At 60.8% G+C, this 19237-nt stretch carries 27 protein-coding genes; 25 read left to right on the forward strand and 2 right to left on the reverse strand.

Going from position 1 to position 19237, the window contains the following annotated elements:
• Position 1: 1 nt before the first annotated feature.
• The 25 genes from rpsC to B7449_RS06435 all read left to right on the forward strand — a co-directional run bounded on the left by rpsC (position 2) and on the right by B7449_RS06435 (position 14204).
• Positions 2–679: a 30S ribosomal protein S3 gene (gene rpsC / locus B7449_RS06315; protein ID WP_010506729.1), complete on the forward strand. Its 678-nt coding sequence runs from the start codon at positions 2–4 to the stop codon at positions 677–679.
• Between the two features lie 53 nt (positions 680–732).
• Positions 733–1149, forward strand: a complete 417-nt coding sequence (gene rplP, locus B7449_RS06320; protein ID WP_014105026.1) for a 50S ribosomal protein L16 — start codon at positions 733–735, stop codon at positions 1147–1149.
• A 1-nt stretch (position 1150) separates the two neighbouring features.
• Positions 1151–1387, forward strand: a complete 237-nt coding sequence (gene rpmC, locus B7449_RS06325) for a 50S ribosomal protein L29 (protein ID WP_010506728.1) — start codon at positions 1151–1153, stop codon at positions 1385–1387.
• Between the two features lie 13 nt (positions 1388–1400).
• Complete coding sequence (gene rpsQ / locus B7449_RS06330) at positions 1401–1682, forward strand: 30S ribosomal protein S17 (protein WP_010506727.1); 282 nt, start codon at positions 1401–1403, stop codon at positions 1680–1682.
• Between the two features lie 15 nt (positions 1683–1697).
• Positions 1698–2066, forward strand: coding sequence for a 50S ribosomal protein L14 (rplN, locus tag B7449_RS06335; protein WP_007399629.1), 369 nt, complete (start codon positions 1698–1700; stop codon positions 2064–2066).
• Positions 2066–2386: a 50S ribosomal protein L24 gene (gene rplX, locus B7449_RS06340; protein WP_010506725.1), complete on the forward strand. Its 321-nt coding sequence runs from the start codon at positions 2066–2068 to the stop codon at positions 2384–2386. Before rplN ends, rplX begins: the two co-directional genes overlap by 1 nt.
• A 10-nt stretch (positions 2387–2396) precedes the next feature.
• Positions 2397–2966 (forward strand): 50S ribosomal protein L5, encoded by a 570-nt coding sequence (gene rplE / locus B7449_RS06345; RefSeq protein ID WP_039732878.1) that lies wholly within the window; start codon positions 2397–2399, stop codon positions 2964–2966.
• Between the two features lie 106 nt (positions 2967–3072).
• A complete protein-coding gene (rpsN, locus tag B7449_RS06350) occupies positions 3073–3378 on the forward strand; it encodes a 30S ribosomal protein S14 (protein WP_010506721.1) in 306 nt (101 codons plus the stop codon).
• 12 nt (positions 3379–3390) lie between these two features.
• On the forward strand, positions 3391–3789 hold the full coding sequence (gene rpsH / locus B7449_RS06355; protein ID WP_010506719.1) for a 30S ribosomal protein S8: 399 nt from the start codon (positions 3391–3393) through the stop codon (positions 3787–3789).
• Between the two features lie 10 nt (positions 3790–3799).
• A complete protein-coding gene (gene rplF / locus B7449_RS06360; protein ID WP_039732877.1) occupies positions 3800–4333 on the forward strand; it encodes a 50S ribosomal protein L6 in 534 nt (177 codons plus the stop codon).
• Positions 4333–4695 (forward strand): 50S ribosomal protein L18, encoded by a 363-nt coding sequence (gene rplR, locus B7449_RS06365; protein WP_025439063.1) that lies wholly within the window; start codon positions 4333–4335, stop codon positions 4693–4695. The genes rplF and rplR overlap by 1 nt, the downstream gene beginning before the upstream one ends.
• 17 nt (positions 4696–4712) lie before the next feature.
• Positions 4713–5291, forward strand: a complete 579-nt coding sequence (gene rpsE, locus B7449_RS06370; protein WP_010513074.1) for a 30S ribosomal protein S5 — start codon at positions 4713–4715, stop codon at positions 5289–5291.
• Positions 5284–5472, forward strand: coding sequence for a 50S ribosomal protein L30 (rpmD, locus tag B7449_RS06375; protein ID WP_010506714.1), 189 nt, complete (start codon positions 5284–5286; stop codon positions 5470–5472). The genes rpsE and rpmD overlap by 8 nt, the downstream gene beginning before the upstream one ends.
• Position 5473: 1 nt before the next feature.
• Positions 5474–5962, forward strand: coding sequence for a 50S ribosomal protein L15 (rplO, locus tag B7449_RS06380; protein ID WP_039732876.1), 489 nt, complete (start codon positions 5474–5476; stop codon positions 5960–5962).
• A 158-nt stretch (positions 5963–6120) separates the two neighbouring features.
• Positions 6121–7470 carry a preprotein translocase subunit SecY gene (gene secY / locus B7449_RS06385; RefSeq protein WP_039732875.1) on the forward strand — a complete coding sequence of 450 codons (1350 nt, stop codon included), beginning with the start codon at positions 6121–6123 and terminating at the stop codon, positions 7468–7470.
• On the forward strand, positions 7467–8126 hold the full coding sequence (locus B7449_RS06390; protein ID WP_039732874.1) for an adenylate kinase: 660 nt from the start codon (positions 7467–7469) through the stop codon (positions 8124–8126). The genes secY and B7449_RS06390 overlap by 4 nt, the downstream gene beginning before the upstream one ends.
• Before the next feature lie 233 nt (positions 8127–8359).
• On the forward strand, positions 8360–8737 hold the full coding sequence (gene rpsM, locus B7449_RS06395) for a 30S ribosomal protein S13 (protein WP_010506706.1): 378 nt from the start codon (positions 8360–8362) through the stop codon (positions 8735–8737).
• A gap of 77 nt (positions 8738–8814) precedes the next feature.
• Positions 8815–9207, forward strand: a complete 393-nt coding sequence (gene rpsK, locus B7449_RS06400) for a 30S ribosomal protein S11 (protein WP_003621069.1) — start codon at positions 8815–8817, stop codon at positions 9205–9207.
• A 121-nt stretch (positions 9208–9328) separates the two neighbouring features.
• Positions 9329–10348 (forward strand): DNA-directed RNA polymerase subunit alpha, encoded by a 1020-nt coding sequence (locus B7449_RS06405; RefSeq protein WP_007399646.1) that lies wholly within the window; start codon positions 9329–9331, stop codon positions 10346–10348.
• Positions 10349–10381: 33 nt separating this feature from the next.
• The gene (gene rplQ / locus B7449_RS06410) at positions 10382–10807 is read left to right on the forward strand and encodes a 50S ribosomal protein L17 (RefSeq protein ID WP_010513067.1); all 426 of its coding nucleotides are present in this window, start codon (positions 10382–10384) and stop codon (positions 10805–10807) included.
• Positions 10808–10977: 170 nt separating this feature from the next.
• Positions 10978–12021 (forward strand): ABC transporter substrate-binding protein, encoded by a 1044-nt coding sequence (locus tag B7449_RS06415; protein ID WP_039732872.1) that lies wholly within the window; start codon positions 10978–10980, stop codon positions 12019–12021.
• Between the two features lie 20 nt (positions 12022–12041).
• Complete coding sequence (locus tag B7449_RS06420) at positions 12042–12782, forward strand: ABC transporter permease (protein WP_039732887.1); 741 nt, start codon at positions 12042–12044, stop codon at positions 12780–12782.
• Positions 12779–13606, forward strand: a complete 828-nt coding sequence (locus B7449_RS06425) for an ABC transporter ATP-binding protein (RefSeq protein ID WP_039732871.1) — start codon at positions 12779–12781, stop codon at positions 13604–13606. The genes B7449_RS06420 and B7449_RS06425 overlap by 4 nt, the downstream gene beginning before the upstream one ends.
• A 102-nt stretch (positions 13607–13708) precedes the next feature.
• Positions 13709–13966 carry a hypothetical protein gene (locus B7449_RS06430; protein ID WP_039732870.1) on the forward strand — a complete coding sequence of 86 codons (258 nt, stop codon included), beginning with the start codon at positions 13709–13711 and terminating at the stop codon, positions 13964–13966.
• 61 nt (positions 13967–14027) lie between these two features.
• The gene (locus B7449_RS06435) at positions 14028–14204 is read left to right on the forward strand and encodes a DUF1328 domain-containing protein (RefSeq protein WP_039732869.1); all 177 of its coding nucleotides are present in this window, start codon (positions 14028–14030) and stop codon (positions 14202–14204) included.
• Positions 14205–14262: 58 nt separating this feature from the next.
• Here the strand turns inward: B7449_RS06435 and B7449_RS06440 are convergent, their stop codons facing one another.
• Positions 14263–15831 (reverse strand): efflux transporter outer membrane subunit, encoded by a 1569-nt coding sequence (locus tag B7449_RS06440; RefSeq protein WP_039732868.1) that lies wholly within the window; start codon positions 15829–15831, stop codon positions 14263–14265.
• Between the two features lie 5 nt (positions 15832–15836).
• Positions 15837–19133: an efflux RND transporter permease subunit gene (locus B7449_RS06445; RefSeq protein ID WP_039732867.1), complete on the reverse strand. Its 3297-nt coding sequence runs from the start codon at positions 19131–19133 to the stop codon at positions 15837–15839.
• Positions 19134–19237: the final 104 nt, after the last annotated feature.

Here is a 19237-nt window from a genome sequence, read left to right on the forward strand (position 1 = left end):
CATGGGACATAAAGTTAATCCGATCGGGCTGCGGCTCGGTATTAACCGGACATGGGACAGCCGCTGGTATGCTGATGCCGACTATGCGCGTCTGCTGCATGATGACCTGAAGCTGCGGTCCTACCTGCGTCGCAAGCTGTCGGGCGCCGGCGTGTCCCGCGTGGTGATCGAACGCCCGGCCAAGAAGCCGCGCGTGACCATCTACGCGGCGCGTCCGGGCGTGGTGATCGGCAAGAAAGGTCAGGACATCGATGTGCTGCGCAAGGATCTGGCCCGTATGGCCAAGACCGATGTCGCGCTGAACATCGTCGAGATCCGCAAGCCGGAAATCGATGCGACGCTGGTGGCCGAGAACATCGCCCAGCAGCTGGAACGTCGTGTTGCCTTCCGTCGCGCCATGAAGCGTGCCGTGCAGTCCGCCATGCGTCTTGGTGCGCAGGGGATCCGGATCAACTGCTCGGGCCGTCTGGGCGGCGCGGAAATCGCGCGCGTTGAATGGTATCGTGAAGGCCGCGTGCCGCTGCATACGCTGCGTGCGGACATTGATTATGGTGTGGCGACCGCCAAGACGACCTATGGCACCTGTGGTGTGAAGGTCTGGATCTTCAAGGGCGAGATTCTTGCCCATGATCCGCTGGCGCAGGACCGTCGCGCCGCCGAACAGGCCCCGCAGCGCTAATTGCGGGGTCAAATGGACCTAGATGCGCCAGGCGGCGCGTGAGGATTTAGAAAATGCTTTCTCCCAAGCGGACAAAGTACCGCAAGGCCCACAAGGGGCGTATTCATGGGTTGGCCAAGGGTGGCACAACCCTGAATTTTGGGGCTTTTGGCCTGAAGGCTCTGCAGCCTGAACGGATCACTGCCCGTCAGATCGAAGCTGCCCGTCGTGCCATTACCCGCGCCATGAAACGTGCCGGTCGTGTCTGGATTCGAATTTTCCCTGATCTTCCGGTCTCGACAAAGCCAGCAGAAGTGCGTATGGGGTCCGGCAAGGGGTCGCCTGAATATTGGGTGGCTCGTGTGAAACCGGGTCGAATCCTGTTCGAGATCGAAGGCGTGTCGCCGGAAGTCGCGCGTGAAGCGCTGGCTCTGGGTGCGGCGAAGCTGCCGATCAAGACCAAGTTCGTGACCCGTATCGGAGAGGCGTGAGATGGCAAAGGCAACAAAGCCGGCCGATCTGCGTGCCAAGACTGTTGAAGAACTGGATACGCTTCTCGTCGATCTGAAGCGCGAGCAGTTCAATCTTCGGTTCCAGCATGCGACCGGTCAGACCGAGGGGCAGTCCCGCATGCGCGAGGTTCGTCGTGAAATCGCGCGTGTGAAGACTGTTGCAACCGAGGTTGTAAAGAAGAGTTCCGCTGGCCACGCGCCGGCCGTAAAGTCCTGAAGGGAGACGGGCGATGCCAAGGCGCGTCCTGACCGGACGGGTAACCAGCGATAAGATGGACAAGACCGTAACGGTTCTTGTCGATCGTCGTGTTATCCATCCGTTGTATAAGAAGTTCATTCGTCGCTCAAAAAAGTATGCGGCGCATGACGGCTTGAATGAATGCAAGGTGGGCGACACGGTGCGCATTGAAGAATGCAAGCCGATTTCCCGCCGCAAGACCTGGACTGTCGTTGTCCGGAATGGCCAGCCGCTCGCGGCTGCCGCCGGTGCCACGTCTGGTGCGCAGGCGTAAAGAAGGGCATAGACCATGATCCATCCCGAGACCAACCTTGACGTGGCCGACAATTCCGGTGCCCGTCAGGTGCAGTGCATCAAGGTGCTGGGCGGTTCCAAGCGGAAGACTGCCTCGGTCGGCGACGTGATTGTCGTGTCCGTCAAGGAAGCCATTCCCCGCGGCAAGGTCAAGAAGGGCGACGTGCACCAGGCGGTGATCGTCCGTACCTCTTACCCCGTACGTCGCGCCGATGGCAGCGCCATCCGCTTCGACCGCAACGCGGCCGTGCTGATCAACAAGCAGCAGGAGCCGATTGGCACCCGTATCTTTGGCCCGGTCGTGCGCGAGCTGCGTGCGCGCAAGTTCATGAAGATCATCTCGCTGGCACCGGAGGTGCTGTAATGGCTGCTCGTATCAAGAAGGGTGATCAGGTTCTGGTCACCACCGGCGGTTCCAAGGGAACCCGTGGCGAGGTTGTTACAGTCCTGCCCGCAGCCAACAAGGCTGTCGTGCGCGGCGTGGCGATTGCAAAGCGTCACACCCGTCCTTCCCGCATGGGTGAGCAGGGCGGCATTGTCCAGAAGGAAATGCCGGTTCACCTGTCCAACCTGAAGCTGATCGATCCTAAGAGCGGTGACCCGACGAAGGTCGGCTTCCGTGTTCTGGAAGATGGTCGCAAGGTTCGTGTCGCCAAGGCGACCGGCGAAGTTATCGAAGGCTGAGGAGGCGGGTATGTCTGAAGTGAAAGAAGCCCGTCCTGTGCCGCGCATGCAGAAGCGCTACCAGGATGAGATGCGCGCGAAGCTGCGTGAGCAGTTCGGGTACAAGAACGAGATGCAGGTTCCGCGTCTTGAGAAGATTGTCCTGAACATGGGCGTGGGTGAAGCTGCCGGCGATCAGAAGAAGCTGGACGCGGCCGTCAAGGAAATGACCCTGATCGCAGGTCAGAAGCCGGTCAAGACCGTGGCCAAGAAGGCCATCGCCGGTTTCAAGATCCGTGAAGGGCTGCCGATCGGGTGCAAGGTGACACTGCGTCGTGCGCAGATGTTCGAGTTCCTGGATCGTTTCGTGACGATCGCCCTGCCACGCGTGCGTGATTTCCGCGGGCTGCCGGCGAACAAGGGTTTCGACGGTCGTGGCAACTTTGCGATGGGCCTGAAGGAACAGATTGTCTTCCCGGAAATCGAATACGACAAGGTTGACGAAATCCGTGGCATGGACATCATCTTCGTGACCACCGCGAAGACGGATGCGGAAGCAAAGGCTCTGCTCAAGGCGTTTGATCTGCCCTTCGCTGCATAAAAATGTAGCGAAAGGGCTTCCGTCTGAAGTCCAGAAGACCTAATACACACGTTGTTTGGAAAACCGTTGGGAATGGCCCGACAGGTTCCGGAGGGTAAAACAAGGCATGGCCAAAATTTCCGCCGTTAACCGGAATGTCAAGCGCGAGCGCATGGCAAACCGGGACCGGGCTAAGCGGACTGCACTGAAGAACATCATCATGGACCGGTCTCTGCCGGTTGAAGATCGCTTCGATGCATCGCTCAAGCTTGCTGAACTTCCTCGCAATGGTTCGCGCGTCCGCGTGCGTCTGCGCTGCAAGTTGACGGGGCGTCCTCGCGCCAATTACAGAAAGTTCGAACTCTGCCGTATCGCCCTGCGCGACCTGGCCTCTAATGGTCAGATCCCGGGCATGGTCAAATCGAGCTGGTAAGGGCAGGGAACGATGTCACTTTCTGATCCTTTGGGTGATCTGCTCACCCGGATCCGCAATGCGCAGCGTGCACGGCATGCTGCATGCGTGGCGCCGGCTTCCAAGCTGCGCGCCAGTGTTCTCGAGGCCCTGCGCCGCGAGGGATATATCCGTGGTTTTTCCCGCGAGGAACTGCGTAAAGGTGTGGCCCAGCTGCGCATCGAGCTGAAGTATCTCGATGGTGAGCCGGTCATCAAAGAAATTCACCGTGTGTCCAAGCCGGGACGCCGCGTCTATTCCAAGATCAAGGAACTGCCGCGTGTGTATGCCGGGCTGGGCGTGTCGATCCTGTCGACGCCGCGCGGTGTTCTGTCCGACGCGGAGGCCCGCGCTGCCAATGTTGGCGGTGAAGTCCTCTGTCGTGTATTCTAAGGAGGGATAAATGTCGCGAGTGGGCAAATATCCCGTCGAATTACCGTCGGGCGTTCAGGTTTCCATTGCTGACGGTGTGCTGACGGCAAAAGGCAAGCTGGGTGAACTCAGGCTGCCGCTGTCCAGCCACGTCTCGGTTGATGTTGCGGATGGCAAGGTTGCCGTCAAGCCGGTCGATACCCAGGCACAGGCCCGCATGATGTGGGGAACAACCCGTTCCCTGATCGCGGGTATGGTCAAGGGCGTGTCCGAAGGGTTTTCCAAGACGCTGGAAATCTCCGGGACAGGTTATCGTGCCGCGGTGCAGGGGAAGAACCTGGTCATGAACCTCGGTTATTCGCATGACATCGTCTATGCGATTCCCGAAGGGATCAAGATCACGACCCCACGTCCCACGGCGGTCACGGTCGAAGGTATTGACAAGCAGCGGGTTGGTCAGGTCGCACTGGACATTCGCAGCTTCCGCAAGCCCGAGCCCTACAAGGGCAAGGGTGTCCGTTATGAAACGGAAACCATCCGTCGCAAGGAAGGTAAGAAGAAATAATGAGCACGCAGAAGGATCTGCGGGAACGGCGGCGTCAGCGCCTGCGTTTCCAGCTTCGCCGCAAGAGCGGTGGTCGTCCGCGTCTGTCGGTGTTCCGTTCGGGCAAGAACATCTACGCGCAGGTGATCGACGATGCCGCTGGCCGGACCCTTGCCGCAGCATCAAGCCTGGACAAGGACCTGCGTACGACCCTCAAGGGTGGTACGGACGTCAAGGCAGCGGGCGCAGTCGGCAAGCTTCTGGCGGAGCGTGCGGTGGCTGCAGGTGTGTCGAAGGTCGTTTTCGACCGCGGCGCGTATCTCTATCATGGGCGTATCAAGGCCCTGGCGGAGGCTGCCCGTGAGGGCGGTCTCTCGTTCTGACGAAAGGGTCACGCATAATGGCACGTGAACCGAGAGAAGGCGGCCGGGGTGGTCGCGATCGCGACCGCGAAGGCGATGATCTGGTCGACAAGCTGGTCACGATCAACCGCGTTGCGAAGGTGGTAAAGGGCGGTCGTCGCTTTGCATTCGCAGCCCTGGTTGTTGTTGGTGACCAGAAGGGTCGTGTCGGGTTCGGCGCGGGTAAGGCCCGTGAAGTTCCCGAGGCGATCCGCAAGGCAACCGACCGCGCCAAGCGGACGATGATCCGCGTTCCCATGAAGGAAGGCCGTACGCTGCATCACGATGTGGCTGGTCACTTCGGTGCGGGCAAGGTTGTTCTGCGTTCCGCTGATGCGGGCACGGGCATCATTGCCGGTGGTCCGATGCGCGCAGTGTTTGAAAGCCTGGGCATCAATGACGTGGTGGCGAAGTCCCTCGGGACCCGGAACCCGCATAACATGGTCAAGGCAACGTTTGCCGCGCTGGAGCGTTGCGCCAGCCCGCGTTCGGTTGCCAACCGCCGTGGCAAGAAGGTTTCGGACATTCTGGGGCGCCGTGAGGCTGCGGTAACGACGGAGGCTACGGCCGATGTCTGATACCAAGGCAAAAGTGCGCGTCACCCAGGTGCATTCCGGGAACGGACAGAAGCCGGGTCAGCAGGCTACGCTGATCGGCCTGGGCCTGAACAAGATTGGTCGTACGCGCGAGCTGGAGGATACCCCTTCGGTTCGCGGTATGATCCGCAAGGTGTCCCACCTGATCAAGGTGGAGGATTGAGATGAACCTGAACGAACTTCGTGACAACGAAGGCGCGCGCTATACCAAGAAGCGTCTTGGTCGCGGCATCGGCTCTGGCAAGGGCAAGACGTCGGGCAAGGGTGTGAAGGGTCAGAAGGCGCGTTCCGGTGTGTCCCTGAACGGTTTTGAAGGCGGCCAGCTGCCGATCTACCGTCGTCTGCCCAAGCGTGGATTCAAGAACATCTTCCGCAAGGAATATGCGATCGTGAATCTGGGTGCGCTGGACAAGGCGATCGCGGCAGGCAAGGTCGATGCCAAGGCTGTGGTGACGGAAGAAGCCCTGACCAAGGCTGGTCTAGCCGGTTCCGGCCGTTTCGCCGGTATCCGCCTTCTGGCGGACGGTGAACTGACGCATGCCGTCACAATTGAAGTGTCGGGTGCTTCGGCTGGTGCCATCGCCGCTGTCGAAAAGGCGGGCGGAAAGGTGCAGGTCAAGGCGCAGAAGCAGCAGGCTCCTGCCGCGGAATGACCGGTCCCGGGAACAGGCACGTTCTGTACCCGGAGCATAATAAAAGCGATGCTGCTTGCACTCGGCGGGCGCATCGCTTTATTACTTTTTGCGGTTTTTTTTATCATGACAGCGTCCCGCCTCCAGCGGTGGCGCTGTTCTTGTGAAAGGATGGGCGCATGGCCTCCGCGGCCGAACAGTTGGCTGCCAATCTGAATTTCAATTCCTTTGCCAATGCAACGGAGCTGAAAAAGCGTATCTGGTTCACGCTGGGTGCGCTGATCGTATATCGGATTGGCACCTATATCCCCGTTCCTGGCGTCGATGCGACGGTGATGGGGCAGCTTCTGGCCCGGCATCAGGGCGGGATTCTGGGCATGTTCGATATGTTTACCGGTGGTGCGCTGGGGCGTATGACCGTGTTTGCACTGAACATCATGCCCTATATCAGTGCCTCGATCATCGTACAGCTCATGTCGGCAGCAATCCCTTCCCTTGAGGCTCTCAAGAAAGAAGGGGAAGGCGGACGCCGCAAGCTGAACGAATACACCCGTTACCTGACGGTCGTGATTGCGCTGTTCCAGGCGTATGGTATCGCCATCGGGCTGGAGAACATGCATACCGAGGCCGGATCTGCGGTTGTCTCTCCCGGCCTGTTCTTCATCGTGTCATGTGTGCTGACCCTTGTGGGCGGAACCATGTTCCTGATGTGGCTGGGTGAACAGATCACGTCGCGGGGGGTCGGGAATGGTATCTCGCTGATCATCTTTGCCGGTATCGTGGCAAACCTGCCCAATGCACTGGCCAGCCTGTTCCAGCTTGGCTACACGGGCGCGCTTTCGCCGTTCTTCGTGCTGGTCTTCCTGGTGCTGGCGGCGGTGACGATCGCCTTCATCGTATTCATGGAACTGGCGCAGCGGCGCGTGGTGATCCAGTACCCCAAGCGACAGGTCGGTCAGCGAATGTTCGGGGGTGATTCGACCCATATGCCGCTGAAGGTGAATACGGCGGGCTCGATTCCGCCCATCTTTGCGTCCTCCGTGCTGCTTATTCCCGTTACGATTGCCGGATTCGTCAACAACAGCTCCATGCCGGGCTGGCTCTCCTTCCTGGGACAGGAACTGGGGCAGGGACAGCCGCTGTACATGCTGTTCTATGCGGCGATGATCGTCTTCTTCTCCTATTTCTATGCGGCGGTTACCTTCAACCCGCAGGAAACAGCGGAGAACCTGCGCAAGCAGGGGGGGTTTGTACCGGGTATCCGTCCGGGGGCGAATACCGCTGCTTTCTTTGACCGGATCCTGACGCGCATCACGACCATTGGCGCGCTTTATCTTGTCGCGGTCTGCCTGTTGCCGCAGATCCTGATCAGCCATTACAACGTGCCTTTCTATTTTGGTGGCACGAGTCTGATCATTATCGTGACGGTGACGATCGATACGGTGACGCAGGTGCAGTCGCATCTGGTCGCGCACCAGTATCAGGGACTTATGCGCCGGGGACGGGGCAGAAAGGGCAGAATGCGGTGAATATTATCTTTCTTGGTCCGCCGGGTGCCGGTAAGGGCACCCAGTCAAAGCGGCTGGAAGAACGGTATGGAATCGCCCAGATCTCGACGGGTGACATGCTGCGGGCGGAAGTCGCGGCGGGAAGCCCGCTGGGACAGAAGGTCAAGACCATCATGGCAGAAGGCGGGCTTGTGCCGGATGACCTGATCATCGCCATGATTGAAAACCGCATCCGCCAGCCTGATTGTGCGAAGGGGTTCATCCTGGATGGGTTCCCGCGCACGCGGGCGCAGGCAGGGGCGCTGGACCAGATGCTGACACGCAGTGGCCAGCATATCGACGCCGTGCTGCTGCTGGATGTGGATGAGAACGCTCTGGCGGACCGTATTGCGGGTCGTTACACCTGCGCAAAATGTGGCGCGGGATATAACGATCTGTTCAGGAAGCCGAAGGTGGCAGGCACATGTGATGTCTGTGGCGGGCATGAGTTCATTCGCCGGGAAGATGACCGGCGGGACACCGTGGCAGCACGCCTGAAGGCCTACCGCGAACAGACCGCGCCGATCCTCCCGTATTACGAGGAAAAGAAGCGGCTGTACCGTATTGACGGGATGGCGGATATCGATGCAGTGACCAAGGAAGTCTTCGCTGTTATCGATCGTATCACGAAGAAGTGATGCAAAATAATTGACTCGCATGGGGGCAGCAGTATATTGCGCGCCCTCAAGGTATGAGCGTCGTATGAGTCGGCCATGATGGCGCGGCTCGTATGGCCGGAATGAATGATGATGGGGTTGGCCGGTTTTGAAACCGGTATGTTCACGGCGCTCCTGCCAATCGGGCAGGTGGTGTGAAGCAGCCCTGCCTGATAGTTAGTGCCCTGAAACAGGGCGGACGAGGAGTAAGTGGCGTGGCACGTATTGCCGGCGTGAACATCCCAACCAACAAACGGGTCACCATTGGCCTGCGTTATATCTATGGTATCGGGGCTACCAAGGCCCAGGCGATCTGCGACCAGCTGGAAATCCCGGCTGAGCGGCGCGTGAACGAGCTGTCTGATGACGAGATCGGCAAGATCCGTGAACTGATCGACAGCAAGTATCGCGTGGAAGGTGATCTGCGCCGCGAAGTGGCGATGAACATCAAGCGTCTGATGGACCTTGGCTGCTACCGTGGTCTGCGTCACCGGCGTGGACTGCCTGTCCATGGTCAGCGGACTCATACCAACGCCCGTACCCGCAAGGGTAAGGCCGTGGCTATTGCGGGCAAGAAGAAGGCGACCCGCTAATCAGCGGATTGTCCGGTATGTAAGCATGGTGGCCGCCCGCCCCATGCGCCGTTTGAACTGACAGGATCGAGAAAACTATGGCGAAAGCTGCGGCTCCGCGTATTCGCAAGAAAGAGCGGAAAAACATCATTTCCGGTGTGGCGCATGTGCTGTCCACCTTCAACAACACCATGATCACCATTTCGGATGCGCAGGGCAATGCAATTGCCTGGTCGTCCGCTGGTGCCCAGGGCTTCAAGGGATCGCGCAAGTCCACGCCGTATGCGGCGCAGGTTGCCGCCGAGGATGCGGGCCGCAAGGCACGTGAACACGGCATGGAAACGCTGGAAATCGAGGTTTCCGGTCCGGGGTCGGGGCGTGAAAGCGCACTTCGCGCCCTGCAGGCAGTCGGTTTCTCGATCACGGCCATCCGTGACATGACGCCGGTTCCGCACAACGGCTGCCGTCCGCGCAAGCGTCGTCGCGTCTGAACCGCATTCTGCTTAGTCGTATTCCCCCGCATGCGGGGGAAGATTGTCATTCCGGTACCCCCGTGCGGGGTACCATCTGTTACCGGACCTGGTGGCAGATCAGTCTTGAAAGGCCATTACCTTGGTCCTCCAGAAAAACTGGCAATCCCTGATCAAGCCGGAAAAGCTGGAAGTCGAACCGGGGGCGGAACCTTCACGTATTGCGACCGTCGTGGCCGAACCGCTGGAACGCGGTTTCGGCATGACGCTGGGCAATGCGATCCGTCGGGTTCTGCTGTCGTCCCTGCAGGGGGCTGCGGTTACGGCAATCCAGATTGACGGCGTACTGCATGAATTCTCGTCGGTGGCGGGTGTTCGTGAAGACGTGACCGACATCGTCCTCAACATCAAGCAGCTCGCACTGCGAATGCATGGTGAGGGACCGAAGCGCATGGTGCTGACGGCCACGGGGCCGGGCGAAGTGCGTGCAGGGCAGATCCAGACCGGTCATGATATCGAAGTCATGAATCCCGATCTGGTGATCTGCACCCTGGACGAAGGGGTGAAGTTCGGGATGGAATTCACCGTGAACATGGGCAAGGGCTATGTCCCCGCGGCGGCCAACCGCCCGGAAGATGCGCCGATTGGCCTGATCCCGGTTGATGCCATCTACTCGCCCGTGCGGCGCGTGTCCTACAAGGTGGAGCAGACCCGCGTGGGTCAGGTCACCGATTACGACCGCCTGCTGCTGACGGTTGAGACAAATGGCGCCGTGACACCGGAAGATGCCGTGGCGCTTGCCGCGCGTATCCTTCAGGACCAGCTTCAGCTGTTCATCAACTTTGATGAACCGCGCACCGTGCGTACGGAAGAGCCGCAGGATGACCTGCCGTTCAACCGTAACCTGCTGCGCAAGGTTGACGAACTGGAACTGTCGGTCCGTAGCGCGAACTGCCTGAAGAACGACAACATCGTCTATATCGGTGATCTGGTTCAGAAGACCGAGCAGGAGATGCTGCGCACCCCGAATTTCGGTCGCAAGTCGCTCAACGAGATCAAGGAAGTCCTGACCGCCATGGGGCTTTCACTGGGTATGAATGTCCCGGCCTGGCCGCCGGAAAATATCGAAGATCTGGCAAAGAGGCTCGACGAGCCGTTCTGATCCTCCGAACCGGATAAAACAGGAAATTACATCATGCGTCACGGTGTTGCCGGCCGTAAGCTCGGCGTTACCTCGTCCCATCGACTGGCCATGTTTCGCAACATGGCCGTCGCCCTGATCAAGCACGAACAGATCACCACCACGCTGCCCAAGGCGAAAGAGCTGCGCCCGGTTGTGGAAAAGCTGATCACCCTTGGCAAGCGTGGCAACCTGCACGCCCGCCGTCAGGCTTTCGCCCAGCTGCGTGACGACAAGATCGTGTCCAAGCTGTTCGATACGGTGGCCGACCGTTACAAGGCACGTCAGGGTGGTTACACCCGCGTGCTGCGTGCGGGCATGCGCCACGGTGATGCAGCCGATATGGCTGTGATCGAACTGGTTGATCGCGATGTGTCGGCAAAGGGCAAGGACAGCGGTCCGCGCCCCGAAGCCAACCAGGAAGATCACCTGGCAGCCTGAGGAACTTCGGTTCCTGCGTGAAAAAGCCCGGCCTCTGGTCGGGTTTTTTTATGTCGCCACAGAATCCAACATTTTTTTATCGTTATATAGATATTCAATCGCGATTATGTATATTTCGATATTACATTGATACGCAGGATCGGGCCTGCGCAGCAGACAGGGCTTCAGCCATGACAGGATCAGTTTTGGGGCGTGCCATACGCCGTGGACTTTATGCCGTGACCGCCATGATCGGTCTGTGCGGCAGTGTTCACGCGGCAACGGTGCGCGTTGGGTATATTCCGGTCATTGGTTCGGCGCCGCTGTTTGTCATGCAGGGCAAGAACTGGGCGCGGGATGCGGGGATCGACATGCAGCTGGTCCGTTTCCAGTCTGGCCCACAGGCCATTCAGGCGCTGGTATCGGGCAAGATTGACGCCTATGTGGCGGGCGTGCTGCCCCTGCTGCAGGCCCGGGCGCACGGCGCGGATGTGAAGGTTGTCGCCAGTGCCGCGACGGAGGAACTGGAAGTTGTCTCCCGCGGGGCGCTGGCTGCTGACCTGCCGGAACAGCCCGTCGCCCTGACACCTGATGCGCTGCGCCAGCGTTTTGCGGATTTTGCCACAAAGGCAGGTCACAAGCCCAAGATCGCGGCCCAGCCGCTGGGGTCCGTGCCCGATACGCTGCTGCGCTACTGGCTCAAGGCCCGGAACGGGCTGGAACCGGCCGATGTGGCGGATATTGTCGGCATTGATATTGATGCCGCCCAGCAGGCGTTCCTGGCAGGCGCGGTGGATGGCGCCATCCTGCGTGAACCGGCGCTGACCATTATCCGCCACCGTATGCCCGGCATGCGGGTGCTGGCGTCGGGACATGACATCATGCCGGGACAGCCGGGCTCGGTGCTGGCAATCGTCAACGAGGACGCGCCAGACCGCGCAGCGTGGAAGACTGCGTTCCTGACCAGCTTCGTCAGGGCGACGCACCTGCTGGCCACGGATCCGGAACAGGCGGAACCCTATGTGCAGCAGGCGCTGGGGGGCGGCATGCTGCCCAGAGACATCATCATCGAGGCGCTGAAGGTTTCGGCTTCCAGCTACGTATCCGATCCTGCCAGCATTGTGGATGCGGTCAGCAAGCTGCAGGACTTTGAGGTGCAGACTGGCCTGCTGCACAAGGCGGAACCGGTGTCCGCGCTGTTCGACCTCGAAAGTTACCGGCAGATTTCCCAGTGACGCTGACCCGTTCCATCTGGATGCGCCCGCTGCTGGGCGCGCTGGGCCTTGTCGTGCTGTTTGGGGGATGGGAGGCGGCAATCCGGCTTGGCTGGGTGCCATCCGGGCTGGTGCCCGCGCCGAGCAGCCTTGGTCCGGCATGGTTGGGGGAAGTACGTAGCGGCGCATGGGTTCAGGCCATTCGCGACAGCCTGACCCATTACCTGATGGGGCTGGTTATCGGTTCGGTGCTGGGCACGCTCATCGGGCTGTTATGCGGGACGGTGCCCCTGCTGGACGGACTGCTGTCCGGTGTCGTGCGGGTATTGCGGCCCATACCGGGGCTGGCATGGGTGCCATTCGCCATCCTGTGGTTCGGGCTGGATACCGCCGGTGCGACCTTCGTAATCGCCATTTCGGTTTTCTGGATCAATTTCTATGCTGCGTACGGGGCCGTGCAGGCCATCGACCCGGACCTGTATGAAGTTGCCGCCTCTTTCGGCCATGGCGGGTTCTGGGCGCGACTGCGCACGGTCGTCATCCCGGCTTCGGCCCCCGGTGTGCTGGCGGGGCTGCGCACGGGGCTGGGGCAGGCATGGATGTCCGTTGTCGCGGCCGAACTGTTTGGCGTACCGGGAATTGGCGCGCGGATGATGCAGGCGTCCAGCCTGCTGGCGACCGACCTTGTGGTGGTCTACATGCTGACCATGGCGCTGCTCTATGCCCTGACCGACACGGTCTTCATGCTGGTGCGCAGGCGGCTGCTGGGGTGGCAGGGATGAACGCGGTGGTTACGGATCATGTCACGACAGCCGCCATCCCGGGGGATGTGGTGGTCAGGCTGGAAAATATCGGCCTGTCGCATGACCATGGGCGCAGCTTCATCCTCCGGCATGTGAATCTGGACATCAGGCGGGGTGAATTCGTCGCGGTGCTGGGGCCATCGGGTGTTGGCAAATCCACGTTGCTGCGCGTCATCATGGGGCTGATACGCCCCAGCGAGGGCACGGTCAGCCTCCGTCCATCCCCGACGGCAGCCCATCGCCCGGCGGCCATGGTGTTTCAGGATGCCAAGCTCATGCCGTGGCGCAGTGTGCGGCGGAATGTGGAACTGGGGCTGGAGGGGCTGGGCCTGACACGGCTGCAGCGGCGGGAACGGGCCATGGCGGCGCTGGATCTTGTCGGGCTTGCGGACATGGCGGAGCGGTGGCCACGCCAGCTTTCGGGTGGGCAGCGCCAGCGCGTGGGGGTGGCGCGCGCGCTGACGGTCGAACCGGACCTGCTGCTGATGGACGAACCCTTCGGCGCGCTGGACGCCATTACACGCAGTGCCCTGCAGGACGAACTGCTGCGGATCCATGCCCGGCGGCAGGGAACCGTACTGTTTGTGACCCATGATCTGGACGAAGCCCTGATCCTTGCGGACCGGGTCATCATCTTGGAGGGACATCCTGCCGGGCTGCGGGGGGATTTTGCCGTTGGGGCACGGCCACGCGATCACACCGCCCCAGCAATGCGCGCCATGGCCGAGCGCATGCGCCGACTGATCGCGGGTGAGGACGATCCGGGCGCGGATGCGGCCTATTGGCAGGCATCGGAGATATGATAAGTCTGGACCAACGGGTCTGTTGCCTGCGGGTATGAAGGCATTGGGCAGCGGGAGACGGGCTTTCCTGTCTCCCCGATGGCAAGCAAGGGAATACGGAACATGACAAATCCCCCCAATTTTGAAGCGCATCTGGAAGAAGGTATTGGCCGGCTTCAGGATGGTCTGGATGGCTTTGTCGGAGATGCCGGCACCCCGCTATCCGCGCGCCTGCAGGGCGCGAGTGGCGTGGCTCAGCGGGGCCTGGGCGAAATTCTGGATACCGTGCGTGACGTGACAGCCGACCGCCCGCTGTTTACGCTGTTGGGGGCGTCCGTGCTCGGCTTTCTGGCAAGCGTGTTCCTGCGGCGCCGGGGCTGAAGGCAACATATCTGGTGCTGTCGCGTTGGGGCAGCATGACTGATTTGCAGGGAAAAATGCCATGCTGAAACTGGCGCTGTTTTTTTTGATTGTATCACTGGTCGCCGGGCTGTTTGGCTTCAGTGGCATTTCCGCCGTTTCGGCAGGAATGGCGAAAATACTGTTCTTTGTCGCCATTCTGGCTTTTGTGATTGTGGTCCTGATCGTGCTGCTCTCGGCCAGATCGCTTTTTAACTAGCAACCCGCTACCCACGAAAAACCCCCTGTCACCGTTGGTGCAGGGGGTTTTTTCTGATCTATTTGTTGGTGTCCTTCTGAATGAAGGACGGCAGCAGGGGGTTGTCCTTCTGCAAGGAGTTTTTCGATGGCAGGCGTGACGCATCCCATCCGCCGCCCAGCGCCTGCACCAGGCTGACACTGTCGACCATGCGCTGCTGCTGGATTCCCAGCAGGGTTTCGGCATCGCTCAGGGCCGAGTTCTCGTTGGTGATCACGGTCGTATAAATTTCCGTTCCGGCCCGGTACTGGTTCAGCGAGACCTCTACCGTGCGGTTGGCAAAATCCAGCGCCTTCTGCTGCTGCACGGACTGCTGGGCCAGGATGCGCAGGTTGGACAGCTGATCTTCCGTGTTCTGCAATGCCGTCAGTACGGTCTGGCGGTAGGTGGCGACAGCATTGTCGTACTGGGCATTGGCTTCATGCACGGCGGCGGTACGCGACCCGCCTTCAAACAGGATTTCGGTTGCGGATGCCCCCAGTGACCAGACGCGGTTCATTGCCGACATGAGAGAGGTCACGGGGTCGCCGCCGCTCTGTTCATAGCTGGCGTTGATGGTGATGTCGGGATAGAACGCGGCCATGTCCGCGCCGATCATGGCGTTGTACTGCTCCATCGTGCGCTCGGCCGCGGCAATGTCGGGGCGGCGCTGCAACAGGTCGGCCGGCACCGAGACCGGAATGGGCGGCACCGCGCGCGACAGCGGCGCAGGCGCGATGGTGACATCGGCGGGCGGCTTGCCAATCAGCACGGCAATTGCATGTTCATACTGCGCGCGGTTGATCCCCGCCTGTATTAGTGATGCACGGTTCTGTTCCAACGTCGTGCGCGCCTGAAGGACGGCGGTAGGATCGGCTGTGCCAGCGTCAAACTGGTTCTGGGTGATCCGCAGCGCCTGTTCGTTGAAATTGACATAGCGCTGCAGCAGGTCGGTCAGGCTGTCCTGGTAGCGCATGTTGAAATAGGCCGTCGCCAGCTGTGCCTGATATGACAGCGTGGCATTGGCCAGATCGGCGGCGCTGGCCTGTGCCGCGGTCACCTGTTCCTGCACCTGCCGCCGGATCTTGCCCCATATGTCCAGGTCCCAGCTGGCGCTGGGGCCGATGTCATAGGTGTTGTAGGTCGAACCCGCCTTTGCGTAATTGCTGCCCGACGAGGATAGCGAACCCGCGCCATGCCCGTCACGGTCAAAGCCCAGGCTGCCGCTTATGGTCGGGAAAAGCTGCGCGCGCACGCTGTCGATCAGGGCGCGGGCGTTACGGTAACTGGCTTCGTATTCCTTGATGTTCTGGTTGGAAATCGCGACCTGCGATTCCAGCCCGTTCAGGACGGGATCGTTATAGATGGTCCACCAGTCATGCTTGGGCAGTTCAGCCAGCTTCGGGTTGGCCATTTCCCATCCTGGTTCGGGGCGCAGTTCCTTGAAACGGGGGGAAACGATGGCGGCAGGACGATGGTATTTCGGCCCGACCATGCACCCTGCCAGCGCCAGAAGCGGCAGGGCCGCCAGCGCAAGACGCGCGGAACGGCGGACGGTGGAAGATGGACGGATGGCGGCGCGGGCGTGGGATGGCGGGAAAGGTGTCATCCGGATCAGGAATCCTGCTGGTGGGAAAGACGATGGCGTCGGGACAGCCGTCCATACAGCCGGTTGAAGTGCGTGCGGCAGGCTATCCCCAGATGGTCGAGATAGAGATAGACAACCGGTGTCGTGTAAAGGGTCAGCGCCTGGCTGACGACCAGCCCGCCCACAATCGCGATACCAAGCGGGCGGCGCAGTTCGGAACCATAGCCGTGGCCGAATATCAGGGGCAGCGCACCCAGGGCGGCGGCAAAGGTGGTCATCATGATCGGGCGAAAGCGCAGCAGGCAGGCGGTACGGATCGCCTCCAGCGCGGTATGGCCTTCATCGCGCTCGGCAGTGATGGCGAAATCCACCAGCATGATGGCGTTTTTCTTGACGATGCCGATCAGCAGGATCACCCCGATCATGGCGATCAGGGAAAATGCCTCGCCAAAAAACTGCAGCGCCAGCAGCGCGCCCACCCCGGCCGAAGGCAGGGTGGACAGAATGGTCAGCGGATGCACATAGCTTTCGTACAGGATACCCAGCGTCATGTACACTGCGGCAAGGGCCGCAAGGATCAGCAGCGGTTCATTGTTGACCGATTTCTGGAACTGTGCGGCGTTGCCGGCAAAATTGCCCTGGATATTGGCGGGCATGTGCAGGCGCACGGTTTCTTCATTGATGATCCGCACCGCCTGGCTCAGCGGGACGCCATTGCTCAGGTTGAACGAAACCGTGGTGGAAACCGACTGCCCGTCATGATTGATGCTTAGCGCCGTCTTGGTGGGTTTCAGCACGGAAACCAATGTCAGCGGCACCATGGATTCCGAACTGGTGGAGACGGCGGACCCGGTGGATGTGCTGTTCCCACCCGCCAGCGTATTGGCGATCTGGTTGCGGAAGGACTGCTCGCTCAGCTGCGATTGCGTGGTGCCCGTATCGGTCTTGACCCGGATGGTGTTGGACTGCGTTCCGCCCCCCGCCGTACCGCCGGCGACACTGACCCATACCTGCTTGAGTGTCGTGGGGTCCTGCCAGAACCGCGGCTCGACTTCCATGACCACGCGGTACTGGTTGAGGGAATTGTAGATGACCGAGGCCGAACGCTGCCCATAGGCGTCATACAGCGTGTTGGATACAAGCTGTGGCGTAATGTTCAGGCGACTTGCGGTATCACGGTCGATCTGCACATCCAGCGCCGACCCGCCCTGCAGCACGTCCGATGAAATGTCGGACAGTTCGGGATGTTTCTGCAGCGCGGTGACCAGCAGCGGCGTCCATTTGTACAGATCCTTCGAGGAATCGGAGTGAAGCGAATACTGGTAGGCCGCATTGCTCTGCCGTCCGCCGATGCGCAGCTGCCCGGGCGCGGACATGTAGAAGGTCGCCCCCGTCATGTTGCGCAGCCGGCGCGTTATGCGGGCAATGGTCTGCGCGGGCGTATCGTTGCGGAGCGACTTGTCCTTCAGGGTCACGAACATATTGGCCTGGTTGGAACTGCCGCGCCCCCCCATGAAACCCATGACATGGACAACATCCCGATCCGCAAGGACGGCCTGCTGCGTCGTGGCGATCTTGCCCTGCATGGCCTGGAACGAAATGGACTGGTCCCCCATAAGGTGGCCCATCAGCATGCCGGTGTCTGATTCGGGAAACAGGCTCTTGGGCATCTTGATGAACAGGCCGACCATGATGGCAATGGTCACGGGCAGGGACAGGATGGTGATCCGTCGGTGCGTGATGGCCCATTCCAGCGACCGGGCATATCCCTGCTGGGTCGCATTTATGCCGGCTTCCAGCCACATACCAATCCGTCCGAACACGCCGGTTGACCGGGGAACTTCATGCTGGCGCAGCAGGTGGGCCGTCATCATGGGGGTCAGTGACAGTGACAGTCCCATGGAGACGACAATGGTGATCGACATCGTCATGGCGAATTCATGGAACAGCCGCCCCGCCACGCCACTGAGCAGCAGGATGGGCAGGAACACCGCAATCAGCGATACGGTAATGGACATGACCGTGAACGCCACTTCGCGCGTGCCCAGCAGGGTGGCCTGCAGGCGGTCCATGCCCGCTTCCATGTGACGGCTGATGTTTTCCACCACCACGATGGCGTCATCCACCACGAAGCCGGTGGAAATGGTCAGCGCCATCAGCGAAAGATTGTCGATCGAGTATCCCATCAGCCGCATGACGCCAAAGGTGGTGATGATGGATGTCGGCACGACAATGGCGGGAATGATGGTAATGCGGGGCGAACGCAGGAACAGAAGCACCACCAGCACCACAAGGCAGACCGACAGCACCAGCGTGAACTGCGTATCGGCCAGCGCCGCGCGGATAGTGGTGGACCGGTCCATGAATTTGCCAAGGTCCACATCCGCCGGCAGGGCCTCGCGCAGCGTCGGCAGCTTGGCGCGGATCTGGTCATTGGTGTTGATGATGTTGGCCCCGGCCTGCGCGAAGATGATGGCCAGCACCCCGGACTTGCCATCCACATACCCGGCGTTGCGCAGGTCCTCCACGCCATCATGGACATAGGCCACGTCCTCCAGCCGGACGGGGCGACTGTCGTGATAGGCCACGATCAGGTCGCGGTAGGCCTGCGCGTTATGCGCCTGGTCATTGGTCGCCAGCACGAAACGGTGGTCGCCCTGGTCAATGAAGCCCTTGGGCGTATGGGCATTGGCCGATGCAAGGGCCGCGCGGATGTCTTCAAACCCGATACCGAATTTGTACAGCGCCAGCGGGTTCATTTCCACCCGGACGGCCGGCAGTGAACTGCCCCCGATCTCAACCTGGCCCACGCCCTGTATCTGCGACAGGTGCTGCTGCAGCACGTTGGAGGCAAGGTCATACAACTGCGGCGCGGTGCGCGTGCGCGATGTCAGCGCTAGGATCATGACCGGCGCGCCGTTTGGGTTGGCCTTGGAATAGCTGGGGTTCTGCCGCAGGGATGACGGCAGGTCCGCATGCGCTGCCTGTAGCGCGGCCTCCACATCACGGGCTGCGCCATTGATGTCGCGGTCAAGCGAGAACTGCAGCGTGATCCGCGCCTGGTTGGCCGATGACTGCGATGTCATTTCCGTCAGGTCCGCGATCGCGCCCAGATGCCGCTCCAGCGGGGCCGCGATGGAACTGGCGATTTCCTCGGGTGAGCCACCGGCCTGCTGCGCCTGCACCTGAATGACCGGGAAATCGACATTGGGCATGTCCGCCACCGGCAGCGTCAGGTACCCGATCACCCCCCCGATGATCAGGGCCACGGTCAGCAGGATGGTGGCGACCGGCCTGCGGACAAAGATGGACAGGGGGGTCACGTGGAAGCCTGCGGTCCGGGCAGACCGTCATTGCCGCCATTATCCACACTGCGGAACCGCCTGGCGAGCTTCTGGCTGATGCCATCCATGAGGAGATAGATGAC

Source organism: Komagataeibacter intermedius TF2 (assembly GCF_000964425.1).
Lineage (GTDB): Bacteria > Pseudomonadota > Alphaproteobacteria > Acetobacterales > Acetobacteraceae > Komagataeibacter > Komagataeibacter intermedius.